This is a genomic window from Photobacterium ganghwense, assembly GCF_017329545.1.
Classification (GTDB): domain Bacteria; phylum Pseudomonadota; class Gammaproteobacteria; order Enterobacterales; family Vibrionaceae; genus Photobacterium; species Photobacterium ganghwense.
This window is the reverse complement of record NZ_CP071325.1, coordinates 859,973-880,430: the sequence shown is the minus strand read 5'-3', so window position 1 is coordinate 880,430 and position 20,458 is coordinate 859,973. Positions and strand designations below refer to the sequence as shown.

The following is a 20,458-nucleotide window of genomic DNA, read 5'->3' as shown; positions in this document are numbered from 1 at the left end:
TATCTTGTTACTTATCGAGTCTGAGACCTAACACAGATGTGAACAAAACCGTGTCATATGGCTGAGGCAATCTACCCCCATAAATAGCCAGTTGCCAAAGCTCACCGACCACTAACTCTCAATACACAGCCGGTAACCAACGCCCGACTCAGTCCTGACATACGTCGGCTCTGTCGGGTCATCCGCCAGTTTTTGCCTGAGGTGACTGATCACGATACGCAGGTAATGGGTATCGGCGGTATGGCTGGGACCCCAGATTTCTTTTAACAATTGAGTCTGGGTGATCACGCAATTGGGCGATGACGCTAACATCGCCAGTACCGCGTATTCTTTAGGCGTCAGATCGACACTGGCGCAGTTAACAGAAACCTGTCGCTTCATCAGATCGATTTTCAGCTTACCGTCATCCAGTACCGGCATCTGCTCCGGCTTGATATGGTCCCGCAAACACACCCGTACCCTTGCCAGCAGTTCCATGACGCTGAACGGCTTGGTGACATAATCCTGAGCGCCGGTATCGAGCGCCTGAACCTTTTCCCTGTCCTGATTACGCACCGACAGCACAATAACCGGTACCGAACTCCAGCTGCGCAGCTCTTGCAGCACCTGATGACCGTCCATATCCGGCAGCCCCAAGTCCAGCACCACCAGATCCGGCTGCTGACGCACCACCGCCGCCAGCCCTTGTTCGCCGTTTTCAGCTTCGGTAACGTCATACCCTTCACTGGCCAGCGCAATACGCAGCATACGCCGGATCTGGGTTTCATCATCAATGACAACTATCTTAATACTCAAGAGCTTACCTTCCCTAATGCCCGTTCCGGATAGTCTAACGGCAGTTCTACTTCAATTCGAGTACCCTGCCCCTGGCTGCCATCTGTCGCCCTCACCTTGCCACCGTGGGCACTGATCATGCCCCGGCAAATAGCCAGCCCCATTCCGGTGTTCTGTTTTTTCTGGTCACCGTCGGCCACGACATAAAACATATTGAAAATCTGCTCCTGCGAGGCTTTGGGGATCCCCGGCCCTTTGTCTTCAATAGCGATTCGGCAGCGCTCGGGGGTTGTTTCCATCACAATGGTGATCGGCTCGCTTTGTGGTGAAAAGCGCACCGCATTTTCCAGAATATTGAATAGCGCCTGCTCCACCAGCGCAGCATGCACATACAACAGCGGCGGCTCGTGCCTGCGGACATAATCGATTTTCACGGCCGGAAAATACCGTTTCAAGCGGCTCAGCACGCTGCCGATAATGTCATCCACCGATACCCAGTCCCGCTCTATTTTCAGCGAGCCGTGCCCCAGCTTAGTCATATCCAGCAGGTTCTGGATATAACTGTCCAGCCGGCGGCTTTCCTGCAAAATGGTATCAAGCAGTTCATAGCGATCTTGATTGTTCAGCTGTTTATCCAGAATGCGCAGGCTTTCAGCCGCCCCCATCATGGCTGACAGCGGCGATTTCAAATCGTGGGATACCGAGGACAGCAATGCGGAGCGGATCTGCTCCACTTCGGTTTTTACCCGGGCACTTTCCAGATCCGTGACCAGTTGGATCCGCCGCCAAGTACCGGCGGCCTGTTGCAACATCGCTTGCAGCAACTCACGTTCAAAATTGCCAAACTGGGTTTGTGCCGGATCCCAGTACAGAATCACCGCGGCAATAACGGTATTTTCCTGCACGACAGGGACGACCGTCACCTTAGAGGCACTGAGGGTATCGGTAAACCGACCGGCCATATGGCCGTGCTGCATCGTCCAGTCAACCACGGATTCGTCGAGCTGTTGCAGGGTAAACCGCGGCGGCGGGATGAGACGTTTCTGACGATCATCACCGGTTAACGCAATGGTGCATTTAACCTCCAGCGCCCGGCCGATATGACGGCTGATTGACTTCCACAGCGCTTTTTCATCATCCGCAACCGAAAGTGCCTGCGCCAGCTCCTTAAGGGTTTCGGCATAGCGGTTCGACTCTTTGAGCAGGATAAACTGATGCCGGATGCGCGAGGCCGCCGGCCCGCTGATAAGACCGATACAGATCAGAAAAATCAGGGTCGCGACATCGTCCTGATTGGTCACCTTGAGGGTATAAATCGGCGCGGTTAGAAAGAAGTTGAAGCTCAGGAAGGACCAGACAGCGGTGGCCATGGCCGGGCGGGCACCAAATTTCAGACCAATGCCGAGTATCGCCAGCACATAAAGCAGTACCAGATTGCCCCGGCTCAGGACATCCAGCAGCAACACGGCCAGTACCGTTGCCACTGCCGTGTACGCCAGGCCAAACAGGTGGCCTTTTTTATCGCCCAGCGGCGAGTCAGGCAGGTCATGCTCTTGCGGCTCGGCCAGCTGTCCCGGCGCCCGATAGACCGACACCTCAACCGGCAGACCGGATTCAATCAACCGCTGATACAGGCGCTTCTTCCACCAGAACAGGCGATGCCGGGTACCGGCCCCCACCAGAACGGTGTTGATCCGTTGCTCGCTGAGAAACGGCAAGATGCTTTTATAGGTGCTGGAGCCACGCAGCACCTCAACGGTGGCGCCCAGCTCTTCGGCCACAGCCATGGCCTCATTCAACCAGGTCCGCTTTTTCTGATCACGGGTTTTACCGGTATCGACCCATACCACTGTCCAGGGGATCTGCCGCCGCTCGGCCATCTGCCTGCCGATCCGGATCAGATAACGGTGATCGCTGTTAGCACTGATCAGCACCAGCAGTTTGTCTTTGAGAATGTACTCGGTTTTCTCGGCCCGGGCTTCCAGCTCACTGATCAGGCTCGCATCCACCTGCTCGATCACCCGCTTCATCGCCAGCTCCCGCAGGGCGGTCAGGTTCGAGACGGAAAAGAACGTGTCCATCGCCAACCGGGCATATTCCGGCAGATAGACCTTCCCCTGCTGCAACCGCTCAACCAGATTGAGCGGCGGCAAATCAATAAAGCGGATATCGTACGCGTCATCCACAAAACTGTCCGGCACCGTCTCTCTGACCCGGATACCGGTGATTTGCTTGACCACATCGTTGAGGCTGGCCAAATGCTGAATATTCACTGTGGTGTAAACATCGATACCCGCCGCCAGCAATTCAGCCACGTCTTGATAGCGCCGCTTGTGGCGACTGCCGGGCACATTGGTATGCGCCAGCTCGTCTACCAGGATCAGGGCCGGTTTGCGGGCAAGGGCACCGTCCAGATCAAACTCCGTTAACACCGTGCTGTGGTAATTAACCTGTTTGCGCGGCAGTACTTCCAGCTCCGCCAGCATCGCCTCGGTTTCCGCCCGGCCATGGGTTTCCACCAACCCCACCATTAAATCGGTGCCTTGCTGCAAACGCTCCTTGGCAGCACTGAGCATGGCATAAGTTTTCCCTACCCCAGGCGCAGCCCCGAGAAACACGGTTAACTTGCCTTTTCCCTCATGTATGACCTTACTGAGTAACGCATCGGCCTGCTGAGAGCGGACATTTTCATCCACGGTTCGGCTCTCCTCTGATTTTCATGCCCGTCAACATACCTTATCAACGGGCAACTTACATATGAAATTAGCTGCAAAAGTATAAACACCGACGGACCGCAAAAAGACGAAAAGCAGGTCAGCAATGTTGCTGACCTGCCTGTGTGGCTTTTCGCTATTGACTGAGCGTGACGCTTACTCCTCGTGATGCATCCGCCGATAATTTCCCCTTCACTGACTATTGCGAAGATGCGCTCATGGCATCCAGTGCCAGATTCAGCTTGAGCACATTGACCCGGGGTTGACCCAGCATCCCCCACTGCGGCGCTTCGATGTGCGCGCTGATTACCGCCTTGACCTTTGCTTCATCCCATTGCCTTTCTCTGGCAATGCGTGGCACCTGCAAGTATGCCGCTTGCGGTGAAATGTGCGGATCCAGCCCGGCACCGGATGCTGCCAGCATATCGACCGGTATATCCGCCGCCTGTACGCCTTCGCGGCGTTGAATCACCGTGCTGTCAGCCGCCACCCGCTCACGCAGTTCCGGGTTATCTGACGCTAAGTTGCTGCCGCCGGTCGCCATCGGATCATAACCAGCGGCACTGGGGCGGCCATGGAAATAGTGGTCGCTGACAAAGGCCTGACCCACCAGCTCTGAACCCAATGTCTTCCCATTGACCTGAATTAAGCTGCCGGTCGCCTGATGCGGAAACAACCACTGCCCCAGCATCGTCACGCCACCGGTATACAAGCCACCGCAAAGCAGCAGCATGATCACACTGGCCTTGGTCGCTACCACCACCTGATGCTGCCAGGAATCAGATGCCAGCTGGCCACGCTCGCCTTGCAGATCCAGATCGTTAATAGATTGAGGGTAATTCCAGTTCATTTTTCTGTTCCTATACCAGCGTGCCAATCACGACATCGAACATTTTGATCGCCAGGAATGGCAACACCACCCCGCCCAGCCCATATACCAGCATGTTGTTTCGCAGCAGTTTTTCCGCACTGATCGGTTTCACCCGCACGCCACGCAACGCCAATGGGATCAACACCGGAATAATGACGGCATTGAATACCAGCGCTGCCAGTACCGCGGAAGCCGGACTGCTCAGGTTCATAAAATCGAGCGCCGCCATGGCCGGAATGGTGCTGACAAACACCGCCGGAAGAATGGCAAAGTATTTCGCCACATCATTGGCCAGCGAGAAGGTCGTCAGTGCGCCACGGGTGATCAACAACTGCTTACCCACTTCAACAACCGCCAGCAGTTTGGCCGGGTCAGAATCCAGATCCACCATGTTACCGGCCTCTTTCGCAGCCTGCGTGCCGGAGTTCATCGCCAGACCAATATCGGCCTGAGCCAGAGCCGGAGCATCGTTGGTGCCGTCACCGACCATGGCTACCAAGCGGCCTTTGGCCTGCTCACGGCGGATCAATGCCAGCTTGTCTTCCGGTTTGGCTTCGGCAATAAAATCATCAACCCCGGCTTCCGCCGCTATCACCCCGGCTGTCACCGGGTTATCGCCGGTGACCATCACGGTTCTGACGCCCAGCGCCCGTAGGCGGGCAAAGCGCTCGGCGACACCCGGTTTAATAACATCCATCAGGGCAATCACCCCCAGCACTTGAGTCTCGCTGGCGACGACCAGTGGCGTACCTCCTTTCTGGGCAACAGACATTACCTGCTGATCAATATCCTCCGGCCAGCGAAGGTGCCTTTCTGTCGCCCAGTGACGCATCGCATCACTGGCCCCTTTCATGCGCAAGCTGCCATCGGGTAACTGAATACCCGATACCCGGGTTTTCGGTGAAAATGGCAGGAATTCCGCACCCTGCGGTTCTTCTTCGATCACGGCGCCTTTATCTTCCGCCAGTTGCAGGACCGATTTACCTTCCGGGGTTGGATCATCCAGTGAAGAAAGCACCGCCGCGTGCATCAGATCCGCCTCACTGACTCCCCGCACCGCCAGAAACGCCGTGGCCTGACGGTCACCGAACGTGATGGTGCCGGTTTTATCAAGCAGCAGGGTGTCAATATCCCCGGCCACTTCAACGGCTTTACCGGATTTCGCTACCACGTTGGCTTGCAGGGCCCGGTTCATCCCGGCGATCCCGATCGCGGGCAGCAATCCTCCAATCGTGGTCGGGATCAGACACACCAGCAGCGCAATCAGCATGGCGTAGTCCAATTCGCCCCCGATGAAATCAGCCATCGGCGGCAGGGTGATCACGATCAGCACAAAGACCGCCGTCATGGCTGACAGCAAAACGGTCAGTGCCAGCTCGTTCGGCGTTTTCTTACGCTGTGCTCCTTCCACCAGCCCGATCATGCGATCCAGAAAACTGTTGCCCGGGTCATTGGCGACCTGCAGCAGGATACAGCCGGTCAGCACCTTGGTGCCGCCAATCACACTGGAGTGATCAGTCCCGGCTTCCCGCAGCACCGCCGCTGACTCACCGGTAACCGCCGACTCATTGACCGTGGCAACCCCTTTAACGATGTCGCCGTCTGCCGGGATATACTCGCCCTGATTCACGCAGACGATATCCCCCTTGCGCAGTGCCGACGCCTCGACCCACTCCTGATTTTCACCGTGCATCCGGCAGGCACGCAGCGCCTTCTTAGCCGAACGCAGGCTGGCTGCCTGACCGCGGCTTTTGGCTTCCGCGACCGATTCGGCAAAGTTGGCAAACCAGACGGTGAAAAACAAAATCAGCGTAATGGCCAGCTCAACCCCAAAACTGTTGCCGGACAGCATTCGCTGCACCGTCATCACGGCGCTCAGTGCCGTACCGAGCCACACCACAAACATGACCGGGTTCGCGGCCATTCTTCTGGCCGACAGTTTTTTCAGCGCGTCCAGACTTGCCAGCTGTATATCAGCCATTGACATCACCTGTCCTTGTTCTTGTTTCATGAATCAGTTCCCCATCCCGGCCTGAGCCAATTGCAGAGCTTCCCCAATCGGGCCCATCACAGCGGCCGGAAGGAAAGATAAGAAGTTAATAATCAGGATAACGGCGACCAGCGTGACGCAGAAGGTCGGATTTTCGAGTCTCAACGTCCCCGCACTAACCGGACTGACGCGTTTGCTGGCCAGTGAGCCCGCCACAATCAGCGCCAGGAACAGCGGCAGATAGCGGCCCGCAAGCAGCACCAGTACACAAGTCAGGTTCCACCACGGCGTGTCATCGCCCAGTCCCTCATAGCCGGAGCCATTGTTGGCAAAGGCGGAGGTGTATTCATAAAACACCTGCGAGATCCCATGCAGGCCGGGGTTACTGGTGCCGCTCAAGCCTGGAAACGCCACAGTGATTGCCGTCAGCCCGAGGATCAGGAAGGTAGGCAGCACAATCAGGCTCGCCAGAATCGTGATTTCTTTGGTTTCAATTTTCCGTCCGAAGATTTCCGGCGTGCGCCCAATCATCAACCCGGACAGGAACACCGCCAGCCAGACATAGACCAGGAAATTGACAAAACCGCAGCCAATCCCGCCCCAGATGGCGTTGATCAACATACCGGAACGAATCATCAGGCCGCCCAGCGGGTTGAATGAGTCATGCATGGCATTGACTGACCCATTGGAGGTTTGGGTGGTAAACGTGCCCCACAGCGCAGACAGCTCCGGGCCAAAGCGCACTTCCTTACCTTCCATGTTGGGACCGGCCGCACTCAGCTGCGAAAACGCCGCATTGGGCTGAATTTCACTGTATACGGTGGCGACAATGAAACTCACGCTCAGTACCCCCATGGCCGCGATCGACATCCAGGAAAAGCGTTTATTGCGCAGCAGACCGCCCGCCATAAACACCACTGCCATCGGGACCAGCACCAGTGCGATAGTTTCAATGGCATTACTCACCGGGGTCGGGTTTTCCAGCGGGTTACTGCTGTTCGGGCCATACCAGCCACCGCCATTGGTGCCCAGTTGTTTGATAGCCACCATGGAGGAAACCGGGCCAATCGGCACCTGTTGCTCTGCCAGCGGCGAAGCCGTATCTAAGGTTGTCACCGGCTGTGCCCCGCTGAAGCTGCTGGGTACTCCCTGCCACGTCAGCAGCAATGCCACAATGGCGGCCAGCGGAATCAGCACACGCACCACACCGCGTACCATATCGACATAGTAGTTACCCAGATCACGGGCTTCGCCTTCTTTGGCGGTGTCACGGTTCAGGCCGCCACGCATTCCGCGCAGTACTGCCACACAGACCGCCAGCCCCATAGCCGGGGTCACAAATTGCAACGTAACAATCAAAAAGCCCTGTGAGAGATAGCTCAGCTGAGCCTGACCGGAATAGTGCTGCTGGTTGGTATTGGTCAGAAACGACACCGCAGTATGCAGCGCCAGATCCCACGACAGCGGCCCGATGTTATCCGGGTTCATGGGCAGAATGTGCTGAAACTGGAGGATCAGATAGGCAAGCACACCCAGCACCAGATTACTGAGCAGAAAAGCGGCGCCGTAGGTCTGCCAGTTCATGCCCTGGGTGTGATTAATTCCAAGCAACCGGTAAATGCCCCGCTCCAGCGGCGCAAACACTTTGTCGCTGACATGTGCCTTGCCGGAAAAAACGCCGGTCATGTAGGCCCCCAGCGGCATGGCCAGCAGAAGCGCCAGCGAACAGATAATAACGATATCTAACATAGCGCCTCCTAAAACTTCTCGGGCTCGAAAACAGCCCACATAAGATAAACGAGTAGCGAGGCAGACAGTGCTAACAGTAGCCAGTCCATTGTGATTCTCCCTAAGTCATTAAGTCACCATGGAAAGGTATGAAAACCGGGCGTAAATTCTCTAGGCAGGAAAACCGCAAAGGCGTAAAGATTTCGTAAAGTAAGGTGTCAGCCCCTCGCTTCGGCTGTTGCCGTCCGCTCCCGACTGATGTTTGGCGGTATACTATGTTCATGCGATCCCGTCGGTAGTACACTTACCGGGCAGTCGCATACAACCCTGCTGTTAACCCTTTGATCTCGATGGCTCTTATGAATAATTCAGGTTCACTCGTCTCCCCAACCAATCAACACTCCGAAACGGACAACCCCGTCAAACCGCGCGGTCGACGCGGCAGGCCGGTCGGTGATCGTGAATCGAAACGGGCTGAATTGCTGGCAGCGGCTATCGCAGTGACGGCCGAGGAAGGGTATACCGGGGCTTCGTTGCGCAAAGTAGCAAAGCGGATTGGCGGGACGACCGGCACGGTGACCTATTACTTTGCGAACAAAGAAGAAATGATCACCGCCGTTGCAGAAGAGCTGTTCAGCAAACTCGCAGCGTTGCTCGATGTGAATGACGAGAACCTGGATCTCAACAAGTTACTGCAAAAATGGCTGGTCTTGAACGATTCCAGTGAAACGGATTTATGGCTGGTCTTTATCCAGTTACTCGCCCATGCCCGCCATGAACTTGCTATCGCCGCGGTGATTCAACGCCACAGTGCACAATTTCGCTCGAGGCTGGCGTCTATCGTGGAGACAGGGCAAGCGCAAGGCACGATACGAAACGATATTCCGGCCGAGCTGCTTGCCGATCAACTGTGTGCTTTGTGCGACGGATGGGTACTGATGATGCCCATTGAGCCAGAGCGGTTCACACCGGAACGAGTCCAGGTATTACTGCAAACGGTATCGACCTTGATCGCACCGCCGTCGGCGAGCTCTGTCTGAACACAACGCCCGAAAAAAACGCTGAAAAACACTACTGGAAAACACCGCTGAGTGGCCACTACCCTCGGAATAAAAAACGGCCGGACTTTCTGTAGAAGAAAACCCGGCCGGTTTATTCTCTGGACTTCATCTGATCTGTCTCTGGTTTCCCTCTGACTTACCTTGATTATCCGTTTACTAACTTGTTATTGCCAAGAGTTAAAACCGGTGCGACGGTACCCGGTAAATGGACGCATAAAACACTGGCAGCACAACCATCGTCAGGAGCGTCGCGAATGCCAGCCCGCCAATAATGGTGATCGCCATCGGGGCAAAAAATACGTCTAAAATCAATGGCACCATCCCCAGCATCGTTGTCAGTGCCGCCATGGAAACAGGCCGCAAGCGGCTGACTGCAGCATCAACAATGGCCGGTAACAAACTTTTCCCATCGGCACATTCCAGGTTTATCTGCTCAATCAACACAATCGCATTCTTAATCAGCATTCCGGCTAAACTCAGAAAGCCCAACAACGCCATAAACCCAAAAGGTTGGCCTGAGGCCAAAAGACCGACAGTCACTCCAATCACCGCCAGTGGCACGCAGAGCCAAATAACCAGTGGCTGGCGTAAAGAATTAAACATCATCACGGTGATGAGGATCATCCCCAGCATAAAGGTCGGAATGGTTTCCATCAGCCCCACCTGCGCTTTTGCCGAATCTTCATACTCGCCGCCCCACGTCAGGGTGTAGCCCGGTGGCAGAGGTAACGCTTCCACCTGTGGGCGAAGACGGGCAAACAGTTTGGTCGCGTTGCCTTCTATCGGGTCGGCAAACACGGTAATCGTTCTTTTTCTGTCACGACGATGAATAATTTCGTCTTCAAACCCGGTTTCAAACGCGCTCACCACTTGTCGCAACGGAATCATATGCTGTGCTGCCGGACTCCAGATTTGCAGGTTAGCCAGATTATCGATACGGCTTCGGGTTGCTTCATCGGCACGAACGATAATAGGTAAAATCAAATCGTCTTCGCGATATACCCCTGCCGTCACGCCCTGAAACCCTTCCTGAATCGCACTCGCGACCATCGGCCGGGTAATGCCGTTAATGTTCGCTTGCTCCTCAGCCAGAACAGCCCTAACCACTTTGACCGTTTGTCGCCAGTCTGTTCGGATCGACTTAGTGTTAGGATCCTGACGGTAAATCGCCTCTACCTGCTCTGCCAAGCGACGCAGTTCAGCGGGTTCCGGACCACTGATCCTAGCCTGTATCTTGCCATTGGAGCCGGGCCCTAACTGGAATGTTGAGGCATATGCCTGCGAATCCGGGAACGCCTTGGCCAGTTGCGCCTCAATTGCTAGCAGCAATGCGCCAATCTTATCCGCATCATCAACACTGACTAAAAACTGCGCGTAAGCACTGTTGGGTTGCTCTGGCTGGTAAGTGAGCAAAAAGCGTAGCGCCCCCTCTCCCAATGTGGTCGTAACGTGTGTCACTCCCTCATGTTCCAGTAACAGCTGTTCAATTTTGGCCGCATCTTTCCGGGTGGTGTCGATATGCGTCCCTTGGGGCAACCAATAGTCAACCATAAATTGCGGACGGGTCGCGTTGGGCAGGAAGTTCTGCTCAACGAATGTAAAGCCCCAGAGTGAAAGTGCAAAAGCCCCAATCACCGAAGCCGAACTGAGATATCGGTGGCGAATACAGGCCCGCAAGAGTTGCTTATAGCGCAGGTAAAACCTGCTCCCATAAGGATCGACGCCAGCGTTCTCTTCTACTGGCGCTTTCAGGAACATCACGCACAGCAACGGGGTGACCGTCACCGCTGTCACCCAGCTTAGAAGCAAGGAAACCATGACGACCTGAAACAGCGAACGACAATACTCGCCGGTTTCATCCTGTGAAGTACCAATGGCCGCAAAAGCCAGAATCGCGATCAGCGTCGCCCCCAACAGCGGCCAGGCCGACTCTTTAACCACCTCAATCGCCGCATGCTCTGCCGATTTACCGCGCTGTAAGCGCACCAGCACACCATCAACCACGACAATGGCATTGTCGACCAGCATCCCCAGCGCGATGATCAGCGCCCCAAGCGAAATCCTTTCTAGCGCGACCCCCATTGAATCCAGGAAGATGAAAGAACTGACAATCGTCAGTACCAGCACAAAACCGATCAGCAGGCCGCTCCGCAGCCCCATAAATAAAAACAGGATACCCACCACAATCGCAGCCGCTTCAATCAGGCTGCTCACGAACCCTGAGATGGCGCCTTTGACCGATTCTGACTGCATCGAGATAGTCCGGATTTCCACCCCAAACGGACGCTGACTTTCCAGTTCAGCCAGCTTGGCCTGTACCGCCTCTCCCATGGTGACCACATTGCCGCCAGAGACTGTCGAGATACCCAGGCCAATCCCCGTCTGACCATCAAACCGAATTTCTGAGCCGATAGGATCGACATAATCACGTTTGACACTGGCGATATCACGAAGATAAATCTGCCGGTTGTTGATGCTGCTAATTAGCAGTGACTCAAAATCAGCGACAGAATGGAGCCCTCCGGTTGGCTGAATCGCCACAAACGAGGCTCCCAGTGCGGCACGGCCTGCATCAACCGCTAATCCTTTTTGACGCAGTGATTCCAAAATAGCGTCAGGATGTATGCCCAACTGTGACATCCGGTTACGGTTAAACTCGACATAAACAGCTTCACTACGCTCAGCAAATGAGGCCACTTTGCCAACATCTTTCACCAGCAACAGCTCACGCTTTAAGTCATCGACATAATTTTTGAGTTCGGCGTAACTGTACCCTTCACCGGTCACGACCATGAAAATACTGTAAACATCGCCGAAATCGTCGATCACAATGGGCTGACCAGCCCCCGGGGGCAAATCGCTCTGCGCATCACTGATTTTTCTGCGCAGCTCATCCCATACCTGTGGCAGGGTTGTTTTGTCGTAATTGTCTTTGATGCGTACCGTAAGCGTTGATAAGCCCCGCTCTGATTTCGAAGTCACCCGCTCCAGTTGGCCAAGCTGTTGTACCGCTTTTTCCAGCTCGTCGCTAACTTCCAGCTCAACCTCCTGCGCTGAGGCCCCTGGGTATGGGGTAATAACCAGTGCATCTTTGATGGTAAATTCAGGGTCTTCGAGACGACTCATACTTGAATAGGAGTGCAAACCGGCAACAAACATGACAACGGTAAGGACCAGCGTAACGATACGGTTTTTAATAGCGACTGAGGCAAAATCCATTTCTGTCACCCCTTCAGAGCATGTACTGGGTAACCTTCGCCCAGCGAACGCACCCCGGAGACAGCAATGATGTCGCCCCGTTCAAGCCCCGCTTTCACATGAATACTGTTCCCAACCGGATCCCCCAATGTGATGATCCGCTGGAAAACCGTGCCAGTCTTCTTGTCATAGAGCCAGACGTAGGGAACTTTATCTGCCGTGGAAAGCACCGCACTTTCCGGGACCAGCAACAAGCTAAACTGAGCCAGGACAACCGCGTTGGTTGGCACCAACAGGCTAATTTTATTTGGGTCGTGAGGCATTTCATAAATCACACTTCCGGTCATACCTGGGCTGATACTGACAAGTTGCGGTGTCTCAAACCCCACCGTTACCTCAAACGTGCGGGTTATCGGATCTGCCATGCTGGAAAAAGACGTGATTTTTGCCGGAAACATCTCGCCGGGCAGCGTACTCAGTTCAACGCTGATATTTGAATTAATCTCGATGGTTTCGATATCTTCAACGCGCTTGTTACGCACCCAATCCGCTTCCGAAACGTGGACTTTCATCTCTAAGGCATCGTCTGTTTGCAGAATCAACACGGTCTGCTTCGCCTGCACATTGGCATAGTCTTCCACGACTTTTCGCGCAATGCGGCCAGTAAACGGGGCACGTAACACGGTATCCTCCAGCGCTTTCTTCGCTTGACGTAGCCCGGCCGTTGCCACTTCCAGATTTCGCCGCGCAAGATCCAATTGCTGCCTAGTCACGGCCTGTCGGTTAAACGCGATCTCGTATCGCTCAAAATCCGCTTGAGCCGCATTGCGTTCCGCGAGTGCCCGATCGCGTTCCGCCGCCAGGGTTGTTGGATCAAGCTTTGCCAACACTGTGCCGGCTGGTACTAACTCTCCTTCTGTAACAAGAAAATCCGTGATTTTACCTGCCACCTCAAAGGCCATATCTGACTGCTTCGCAGCAGAAACACTGCCGGGAAACCGGAAAACCCGCTGAGCGTTATCGTCTCCCACTTGAAATAATTTCACCGGGCGCGAAAAAAACCTCACGGACACCCACAGCCTCATCATCACATGCAGTGAGTGTCGCTATTGAGACGAAAAACAGCATTAATAGTTTGAAAAATGGATACTTCTTTAACATTCAGCTCTCCAGATCAATATCCTGAATTGATGCTCTGAATTGATAAGGTCGGAATGACCTGTCACGGTAATTGCCATTTGAACCTGAGGGATCCCCATCAGAATCTGGCCCAACCGTTTGGTCGCCAAGCTTTTCCAGCTCCAGCATAAAAACCGCACCAATCCTGGTACGGGCTGCGCGCGAAAAGACAAAAAAACCACTTTTTCAAAACGTTGCTTGTTGGTTTCTAGCCGGCATAACCACCATTGAGCAGTGTTTTCTTCAAGTAATTCGGGCGAATTATAACAATGAATTCAATTAACACAACAGTCGTTATTTTAAATAAAAAGGAAAAGACGTTCAGTGAGTTCTGTAAAAATCACACGCCTTGGGGCTAAACGCACTCTTAAAACCGCCTAACACAAAAACAGCAAAAACTCTTAAATTCAGACACTTAAGATAAGACATGTAAAATCAAGCCGATGAAAAAGGTATGCAGGAAGAAGTTGGAATAGACGAATGCCCAGACGAATACCTAGATGAGTTGTTGAAAAAAAACCTCAGGATGACACCAAAGGTTCTCTTCAGGCAGACCAGACAAAGCCTCTCGGGTCGCCGCCCGATCCAAACAAAAAAGGTGTAAGAGATTCTCTTACACCTTTTTATTCAGAACGTGATGTTCGATGACTCAAGGATTATGAAGTCATACCCTTATGCTCAGAAGACAAAGCTTGTGCTGCTTTGTACTCCTCCAGCACAATGCCAAATTGCGCAATGATCGCTAAAGCCTTCTCAAAATCGTACGTGGCAACCGCATCGGAAAGTTTATGGCTGAGCTCCAGATTGAGCTTATCGAAACATTGCTGATACTGTGAGTAGTAATACTCTGACTCTAAGTCATATTCTTCCAGTAACAGTGTCAGATACTGTATCTTTTGTTCAAACACTGCTATCGCGGTACTGTCACAGCGCAACTGCACGGGTTTCACGGGTTTGATGTTGATTTCTGGCAATTCATGAGAACGACAGTCCGCAGCTGAACCAGTGCGGTCAATCGCAAGATCAATCGTGAACCAGAAGGTACTGCCTAAACCACATTGGCTTTCAACGCCCACGGTTCCTCCCATTAACTCAGCAATATGCTTGGAAATCGCAAGCCCGAGGCCAGTACCGCCGTACTTACGCGTGGTTGATGAGTCGGCTTGCTGGTAACTGTCAAAGATCTTCGACTGTTCAGCGTCAGACATTCCAATCCCGGTATCCTGCACACTAAAATGCACCCGTACCGATTCCACCGAGAGCACTTCGACCTCAACACGAATCACAATATCGCCATTGTTGGTGAACTTAATGGCGTTACTCACATAGTTAAGCAACACTTGTTTAATTCTGAGCGGGTCGCCCAGCAATGGAGGGATGGAACGGTCTAGCTCGGTGTGTACTATGACTCCCCGCTTCTTCGCCTTGTATTCAAAAATATCCTGAACATCGTGCACCAGTGACGGCAGGTCAAAAGAGATATGCTCAATTTCCACTTTACCCGCATCAAATTTTGACAAATCAAGTATGTCACTGATTAGTGAAAGCAAATGTCTCCCTGATTTGTCGATTTTCATTAGACTGCTCTTTTGCTCGTTATTCAGCTCGGAATGCAACAGGATGTACGACATACCGAGGATCGAGTTCAGCGGTGTTCGAAGCTCATGGCTCACCGTGGAGATAAACTGACTCTTTGCCATGTTAGCGTTTTCAGCTTCCAGCTTCGCCTCTTTCAACGCGGCGGTCAGCGTATCCAGCTTACTCCCCATATGGATAATCGCATTGGCCGTCTCATTGATCTCTTTGAGCCTGAATCCCTCATGAGAAACGTTAAAGTCCCCGGTACTGACTCTGTCCACCATGTTCTGAATTTGCGACAACGGCGCTGCGATAGACTCACTCATTTTTTTAGACGAACGCCAGATGAAGATCAGGAAAAGCGAGTAAAACGAAATCAGGCCAACGATCAGAACATAGCCAATATGCTGGTATTTCTCTTCCAGACTTCTTGATTTGGAATACATTTTATTTTCATCCACGATCAAGAGTAGCCGCCACTGCGTTTCTGGAATCGTCGACCAGGAGATCAGTTTACTCGCGCCATTCAGCGTGATTTGCGTGATCCCTTCTTCACGTTGCTGTAAATGCTGATTCAGCTCAGCCGTGTCTTCGCGTTTGTATAAGTTAAACGACTCAGGTTTGAACACTTCTTTGCTGATCGCCTGCTGGTAGTTGTAATCCGTGAGCTCCTTGACCCCAAAATCCACTTCCCCCTGCGGCGGTAAAGCCATGATCATACCGGTATTGCTGGCCAGTACGGCATAGCCGTCCCAGGGCACCGCCAGCTCTTGAATACTGTCAACAATGGAACTGACAGTGATATCCAGACCAACCACACCTTCAAGAAGTCCCTGGTCTCCATTTTGTGCGGTGCGATACACAGGGGCAATTGACGATGCCATCCAGCCGTGGCCAGCCGGGTCGATATACACATCCGTCCAAACAATCCCTCGCTCGGGATTGTGCTGCTCATCAGCCAAGTAATAAAAGTTATACTCGGGGATATCCATATCGCTTGGGTACTGCGCAACCGTATTAAACCAAGGATAAATTCTGTTGTAGGAGTCCCAGCTGTTGAAATAAACCGAGGCGATCTGCTCATTGCTTTCTTTGAATTGCTTCATCATCGGATCAAGACGAGCCAGTTTTGCAATTTTGCCCCAGTCTTTGTCGACCGTCTTTGCGGAATAGAAAGAAGCCGCTCCGCCCAAGTCTTGCTGAGAGTACAATACACCGTCACGACTCAGCGCGAGATTGGAAAACTCAGAGAGCAGATCTTGTGGTAGCTCTTGTAATAGCTCTTGCGAAAACTCTGATGGCTCTGGTAATAGATTTTGCAATGGCCCCCGCAATCGCTCAGGAAATTCATCGGGTAACGATTCGAAATTATCCACCGGTAAACGCTGCGCTAATGCTCGCTCTGTTTCACTCCGGTAGAGTGCCGTTAAGTTTTCGACCGCTTTCAGCTTTTCCCGAATAATATCCGTTTCCCGGCGAGAAGATATTTTCAGCTCTTCATTAACCTGATGGTAAATATACGCCATATTATCAGTGCTGATGAAATGGTTACTCATCAAGTAAACCGCGATAAGCACGGACTCAACCAGAATAAGGGGAATGATGCCGGTTTTCACCATTGAGCGCCATACCCAGGCTTGGGTGCTTATTTTGGATTTTTCCATCTTTATTCCTGGCTATCCGAAGGGATGAACGCACTTAATTGTTATATCGCAGCGAAACTTCATACAGCTCATCGGCTATCTCGATGAATGCATCAACAATATCGGGATCAAACTGTGTTCCCTTCCCAGACAAGATAAGCTGGACGGCATCCTGGTGCGTAAAGGCGGGTTTATAAACCCGTTTGCTGATTAATGCATCATATACATCAGCGACCGCCATCAACCGGGCAGATAACGGAATATTATTCCCTGCTAACCCCTGCGGATAACCACTGCCATCCCAGTATTCATGATGGGAATACGCAATTTCTTTGGCACATTTAAGAAACTTCATCGGCTGACCACTTATCTTTTCGGCATTTTCAATCGCTTCAAAGCCAATTGTCGTGTGGGTTTTCATCACATCGAATTCTTCAGGTGTCAGCTTGCCTTTCTTGAGCAAAATATTATCGGGGATCCCAATTTTTCCAATGTCATGCAGCGGCGCCGATTTGTAAAACAGCCCAATGGTGTTGTCATCTAAGACTGCCGAATAACTAGGGTTCTCGCGCAGTTTTTCAGCCAGAAGCTTAATGTACGTTTGCGTACGCCGAATATGATTGCCGGTTTCGTTATCACGGGTTTCCGCCAGAGAAACCATGGCATAGAAAGCCACATCCTGGATCGCGTGAAGCTCTTCTCTTTGCCGGAGAATTTCACTGGTGCGACGCTCAACCTCCTTCTCCAGAGCTTCATTTTTCCCCTTTAGCAAATCAGAAGCGATCTTAAGCGCGACATGCGTTTTAACTCTCGCTTTTACAATCTCCGGGTTAATGGGTTTCGTCACATAATCAACAGCTCCCATCTCCAGCCCTTTTTGCTCATCAATTCGGTCAACTTTTGCGGTCAGGAAGATGACCGGAACATCACGCGTTACCGGATTGTGCTTCAGTCGACGACAGACTTCGTATCCGTCCATTTCCGGCATCATAATATCAAGCAGGATCAAATCCGGATTAACCGATTCAGCCACGGCAATGCCACGCGCTCCACTGTTGGCACCTTTAACCTTATAATCATCTTTAAACAGCTGATACATCAGCGTGAGGTTTTCAGGAATATCATCAATAACCAATAAAGTCGGTTTGGAAGACGAAAAATCGTACATCCTTTACTCCTTTTCACAATGACACAGCAAGAGCTCAATAAATCCTGCCTTCCTGAATGAATAAGCTTTGAGCGTATTAGTGTAATTACTCATTAATTAAGTCACTACTAATATAGTAAAAATACACCTCACATTCAGTGAAGTAGCTCAATCTATAATAACAATGGTCATCGCTAACAAAATAAAAAAAACATCAGGAACAAGCTTTTCAATAATATAAATTGATATTTAAACTTTCGCTTTTAAATTAACACTTATTTTATACATTTTATTAAGCTTATCTTAAGTCTTGATAAAAAAACCAACGCATCATTTTTCTTTTCATAGACGTATATTTTCAATTCCATTTTGTCACCCATCTAGAATGGGATAATTCTCATTTCCATTAAAATATCGATGTTCCGTATCTTGAGTTAGTGACTGAATATAAATTATTCAAAAGTGGAGAGATAGATTAATGTATCAATAAGTTATTCACTGAAAACATTAAATAACGATATTTATAATAGCAACAGATAAAATAGCAGACCATTTAAGAGCTAAATGTTAGATATTCAACTTAGAGAAATAGAAATAATTTTTTGAACTGTTAAGAGGGGAAATAAAAACAGTGCAGCTATCATCAGTACTGATAAAGCTGAAAAGCAGATGATAAGTATAGACTTGTGGAAAATTTTCAAGCTTCAGATGGGTGGAAGCCCCACCAGCCACATCCCGGCACACACGTCATTTGCTGCGGCTGCTCCCTTCCGGGCCTGACCGAGTTCACAAACTAGTGTTGCGGGAGGACCAGCAGGGCCTCCATAGATTCGTTATCTCGAACAAAATCGTTATCTTGTCGCGAGAACGGGATGATTATCAGCCATGCATGATTGGAATGCAAGCTCTGTGATCCCCCAACAACGCCAAGTGCTTAATTATCACCCAAAACCCCGTATTTCGGGTAGTTCCTGACAAACGGCCGCCAAACCGCGGCCTCAGACTTCTTCTTCTGGATCTTCTAAGAGGTATTCGCCCAGCAATGCCCCGCCCAAAATCAGTAACCACGACACCAATACCGGGTTAGGGACATCCAGCCAAGGCGTCAGCACCAATGTCGCAAAGCCGATGGCCGGCAGAATCCAGATCATACGGGGAGCCAAATCTTTTAGCTGGCTTTTTTGCATTCCCTGAAGCGATGCAATCAGCCCGGTAATACAGAGTGCGACCAGTGCGGCGTACTCCATCCCCCCCACCCAAAGCGGAAACACCAAAAACAGCGGCCACCAAGTATTCCCGTTAACGGGACGCCAGCTACGCACCGCGACCCAAATCACGAGCACAGCGATAATCTGAACAATGGTATGAGCCGGACTACCGATCAGTTTTCCTTCGCCCTGCAATGCCATCAGACCAATGTCCATGGCCAGCACGATAGAAATCAACAGTGTCGCCAGTTGCCAGGAGCCTTTAGGGGAGAAGCTGACAGCAAAAACAGGTAACATCATGAACAAACTGATGGAAAGTGCCAGGGGCTGATCCTGTAACACGACACCATAGGAGCCGAGCCCAATTAATAACAACCAAGCAGACACACCACCTTGTGGCAACAACCACAACGCGGGAATCGCCAGCGCCAATGCCGGAAGTTCTCCCTGACTCTGCCCCAGCGCACTAACACCAACAACGGTCAACATAATGCTGACCACAACAAGCAACGCGGCATACAACATGGCAGCACCTCCTTGCGTTTCTGATAGTCGCAAGGAAATCAATCAATTATAGCGCAACTATCAACCTTTATATGGCACAGATATAAATATGGACGATTTCGCAAGTCAAATCTATAGCCAGGTTCACCAAATTCCATACGGAAAAGTCTCAACCTACGGGGATATTGCACGTTTTGCGGGTTACCCCGGTTATGCGCGCCATGTTGGCCGTCTGATGGGGTCACTGCCGGAGGGGTCTGCTCTTCCCTGGCATCGCGTGATTAATGCGAAAGGAGAGATTTCTCTGAAAGGGGAAGATTTAGTGCGGCAAAGAAACAAGTTACTGGAAGAAGGGATAGAGGTGTCGCAAGCCGGAAAAATCCGACTTGCGAGATACCGATGGGACGGACGGTGATTGCGCGTCGAATTAACGCGTACGAATCAGCATCAGTTCCAGTTTTTTCGTTTGTTGCGGGTCAGTGATCACGTGATTGGCTGTATCCGTGATAAACATCAGCTTACCGTCAACTTCAATACGCGCGCTTACTGCATAAGTAAAGCGAGGGTCGATTTCAGTACGGTCGAAGTTCAGTTCAAAAGCAAAAGGCACTTGCTTGCCGTCGGCCAGGAATGATTGGCGGCTAATTACTTCGGCCGGAGCATCCATCTTTGACACATCAGATAGCGTAACAGTAATGCGGGCATCTGCCGGTAGCGCAATACGTTCACGATACATCAAGGTCCCTGTCACTTGTTCCATATCGGCGTCCTTCTGTACCAGGGTGGTACACGCTGAAATGACCAATGCGGTAATCAATACCGTAATCAGCGCAAAAACCTTTTTCATAGTGTCTCCTGTCGAA

14 protein-coding genes and 1 other RNA gene are annotated in these 20,458 nt (G+C 51.7%); 2 read left to right on the top strand and 13 right to left on the bottom strand.

Features of this window, described 5'->3' with window-relative positions; translation table 11 throughout:
* Positions 1-111: 111 nt before the first annotated feature.
* The 6 genes from FH974_RS04350 to FH974_RS26420 all read right to left on the bottom strand — a co-directional run bounded on the left by FH974_RS04350 (position 112) and on the right by FH974_RS26420 (position 8,187).
* Complete coding sequence (locus FH974_RS04350; RefSeq protein WP_084712710.1) at positions 112-795, bottom strand: response regulator; 684 nt, start codon at positions 793-795, stop codon at positions 112-114.
* Entirely contained in the window at positions 792-3,470 is a 2,679-nt protein-coding gene (locus FH974_RS04345) for a sensor histidine kinase (protein ID WP_207103502.1), read from the bottom strand. Before FH974_RS04345 ends, FH974_RS04350 begins: the two co-directional genes overlap by 4 nt.
* Before the next feature lie 217 nt (positions 3,471-3,687).
* Positions 3,688-4,338, bottom strand: a complete 651-nt coding sequence (gene kdpC / locus FH974_RS04340; RefSeq protein ID WP_084712711.1) for a potassium-transporting ATPase subunit KdpC — start codon at positions 4,336-4,338, stop codon at positions 3,688-3,690.
* Positions 4,339-4,348: 10 nt separating this feature from the next.
* Positions 4,349-6,370, bottom strand: a complete 2,022-nt coding sequence (gene kdpB, locus FH974_RS04335) for a potassium-transporting ATPase subunit KdpB (RefSeq protein ID WP_047887834.1) — start codon at positions 6,368-6,370, stop codon at positions 4,349-4,351.
* A 3-nt stretch (positions 6,371-6,373) separates the two neighbouring features.
* Complete coding sequence (kdpA, locus tag FH974_RS04330; RefSeq protein ID WP_047887835.1) at positions 6,374-8,098, bottom strand: potassium-transporting ATPase subunit KdpA; 1,725 nt, start codon at positions 8,096-8,098, stop codon at positions 6,374-6,376.
* An 8-nt stretch (positions 8,099-8,106) separates the two neighbouring features.
* The gene (locus FH974_RS26420) at positions 8,107-8,187 is read right to left on the bottom strand and encodes a potassium-transporting ATPase subunit F (protein WP_084712712.1); all 81 of its coding nucleotides are present in this window, start codon (positions 8,185-8,187) and stop codon (positions 8,107-8,109) included.
* A gap of 249 nt (positions 8,188-8,436) precedes the next feature.
* Here FH974_RS26420 and FH974_RS04320 point away from each other — a divergent pair, with 249 nt between their 5' ends.
* Positions 8,437-9,117 (top strand): TetR/AcrR family transcriptional regulator, encoded by a 681-nt coding sequence (locus FH974_RS04320; RefSeq protein WP_047887836.1) that lies wholly within the window; start codon positions 8,437-8,439, stop codon positions 9,115-9,117.
* Positions 9,118-9,315: 198 nt separating this feature from the next.
* Here FH974_RS04320 and FH974_RS04315 read toward each other — a convergent pair whose 3' ends face one another.
* From FH974_RS04315 to FH974_RS04290, 6 genes are all read right to left on the bottom strand, one after another.
* Positions 9,316-12,357, bottom strand: coding sequence for an efflux RND transporter permease subunit (locus FH974_RS04315; protein ID WP_047887837.1), 3,042 nt, complete (start codon positions 12,355-12,357; stop codon positions 9,316-9,318).
* A gap of 5 nt (positions 12,358-12,362) precedes the next feature.
* Positions 12,363-13,421 (bottom strand): efflux RND transporter periplasmic adaptor subunit, encoded by a 1,059-nt coding sequence (locus FH974_RS04310; protein WP_277991779.1) that lies wholly within the window; start codon positions 13,419-13,421, stop codon positions 12,363-12,365.
* 750 nt (positions 13,422-14,171) lie between these two features.
* Positions 14,172-16,757 (bottom strand): sensor histidine kinase, encoded by a 2,586-nt coding sequence (locus FH974_RS04305; RefSeq protein ID WP_047887839.1) that lies wholly within the window; start codon positions 16,755-16,757, stop codon positions 14,172-14,174.
* A 34-nt stretch (positions 16,758-16,791) separates the two neighbouring features.
* The gene (locus tag FH974_RS04300; protein ID WP_047887840.1) at positions 16,792-17,904 is read right to left on the bottom strand and encodes a response regulator; all 1,113 of its coding nucleotides are present in this window, start codon (positions 17,902-17,904) and stop codon (positions 16,792-16,794) included.
* A gap of 698 nt (positions 17,905-18,602) precedes the next feature.
* Positions 18,603-18,699: signal recognition particle sRNA small type (gene ffs / locus FH974_RS04295), an RNA gene on the bottom strand.
* Between the two features lie 182 nt (positions 18,700-18,881).
* Positions 18,882-19,616, bottom strand: coding sequence for a VP0952 family biofilm-associated protein (locus FH974_RS04290; RefSeq protein ID WP_047887351.1), 735 nt, complete (start codon positions 19,614-19,616; stop codon positions 18,882-18,884).
* Between the two features lie 88 nt (positions 19,617-19,704).
* On the opposite strand from FH974_RS04290, the gene FH974_RS04285 reads away from it, so the two are divergent.
* Complete coding sequence (locus FH974_RS04285) at positions 19,705-20,010, top strand: MGMT family protein (RefSeq protein WP_047887352.1); 306 nt, start codon at positions 19,705-19,707, stop codon at positions 20,008-20,010.
* Between the two features lie 12 nt (positions 20,011-20,022).
* Here FH974_RS04285 and FH974_RS04280 read toward each other — a convergent pair whose 3' ends face one another.
* Positions 20,023-20,442 carry a YbaY family lipoprotein gene (locus tag FH974_RS04280; protein WP_047887353.1) on the bottom strand — a complete coding sequence of 140 codons (420 nt, stop codon included), beginning with the start codon at positions 20,440-20,442 and terminating at the stop codon, positions 20,023-20,025.
* Between the last annotated feature and the right edge of the window lie 16 nt (positions 20,443-20,458).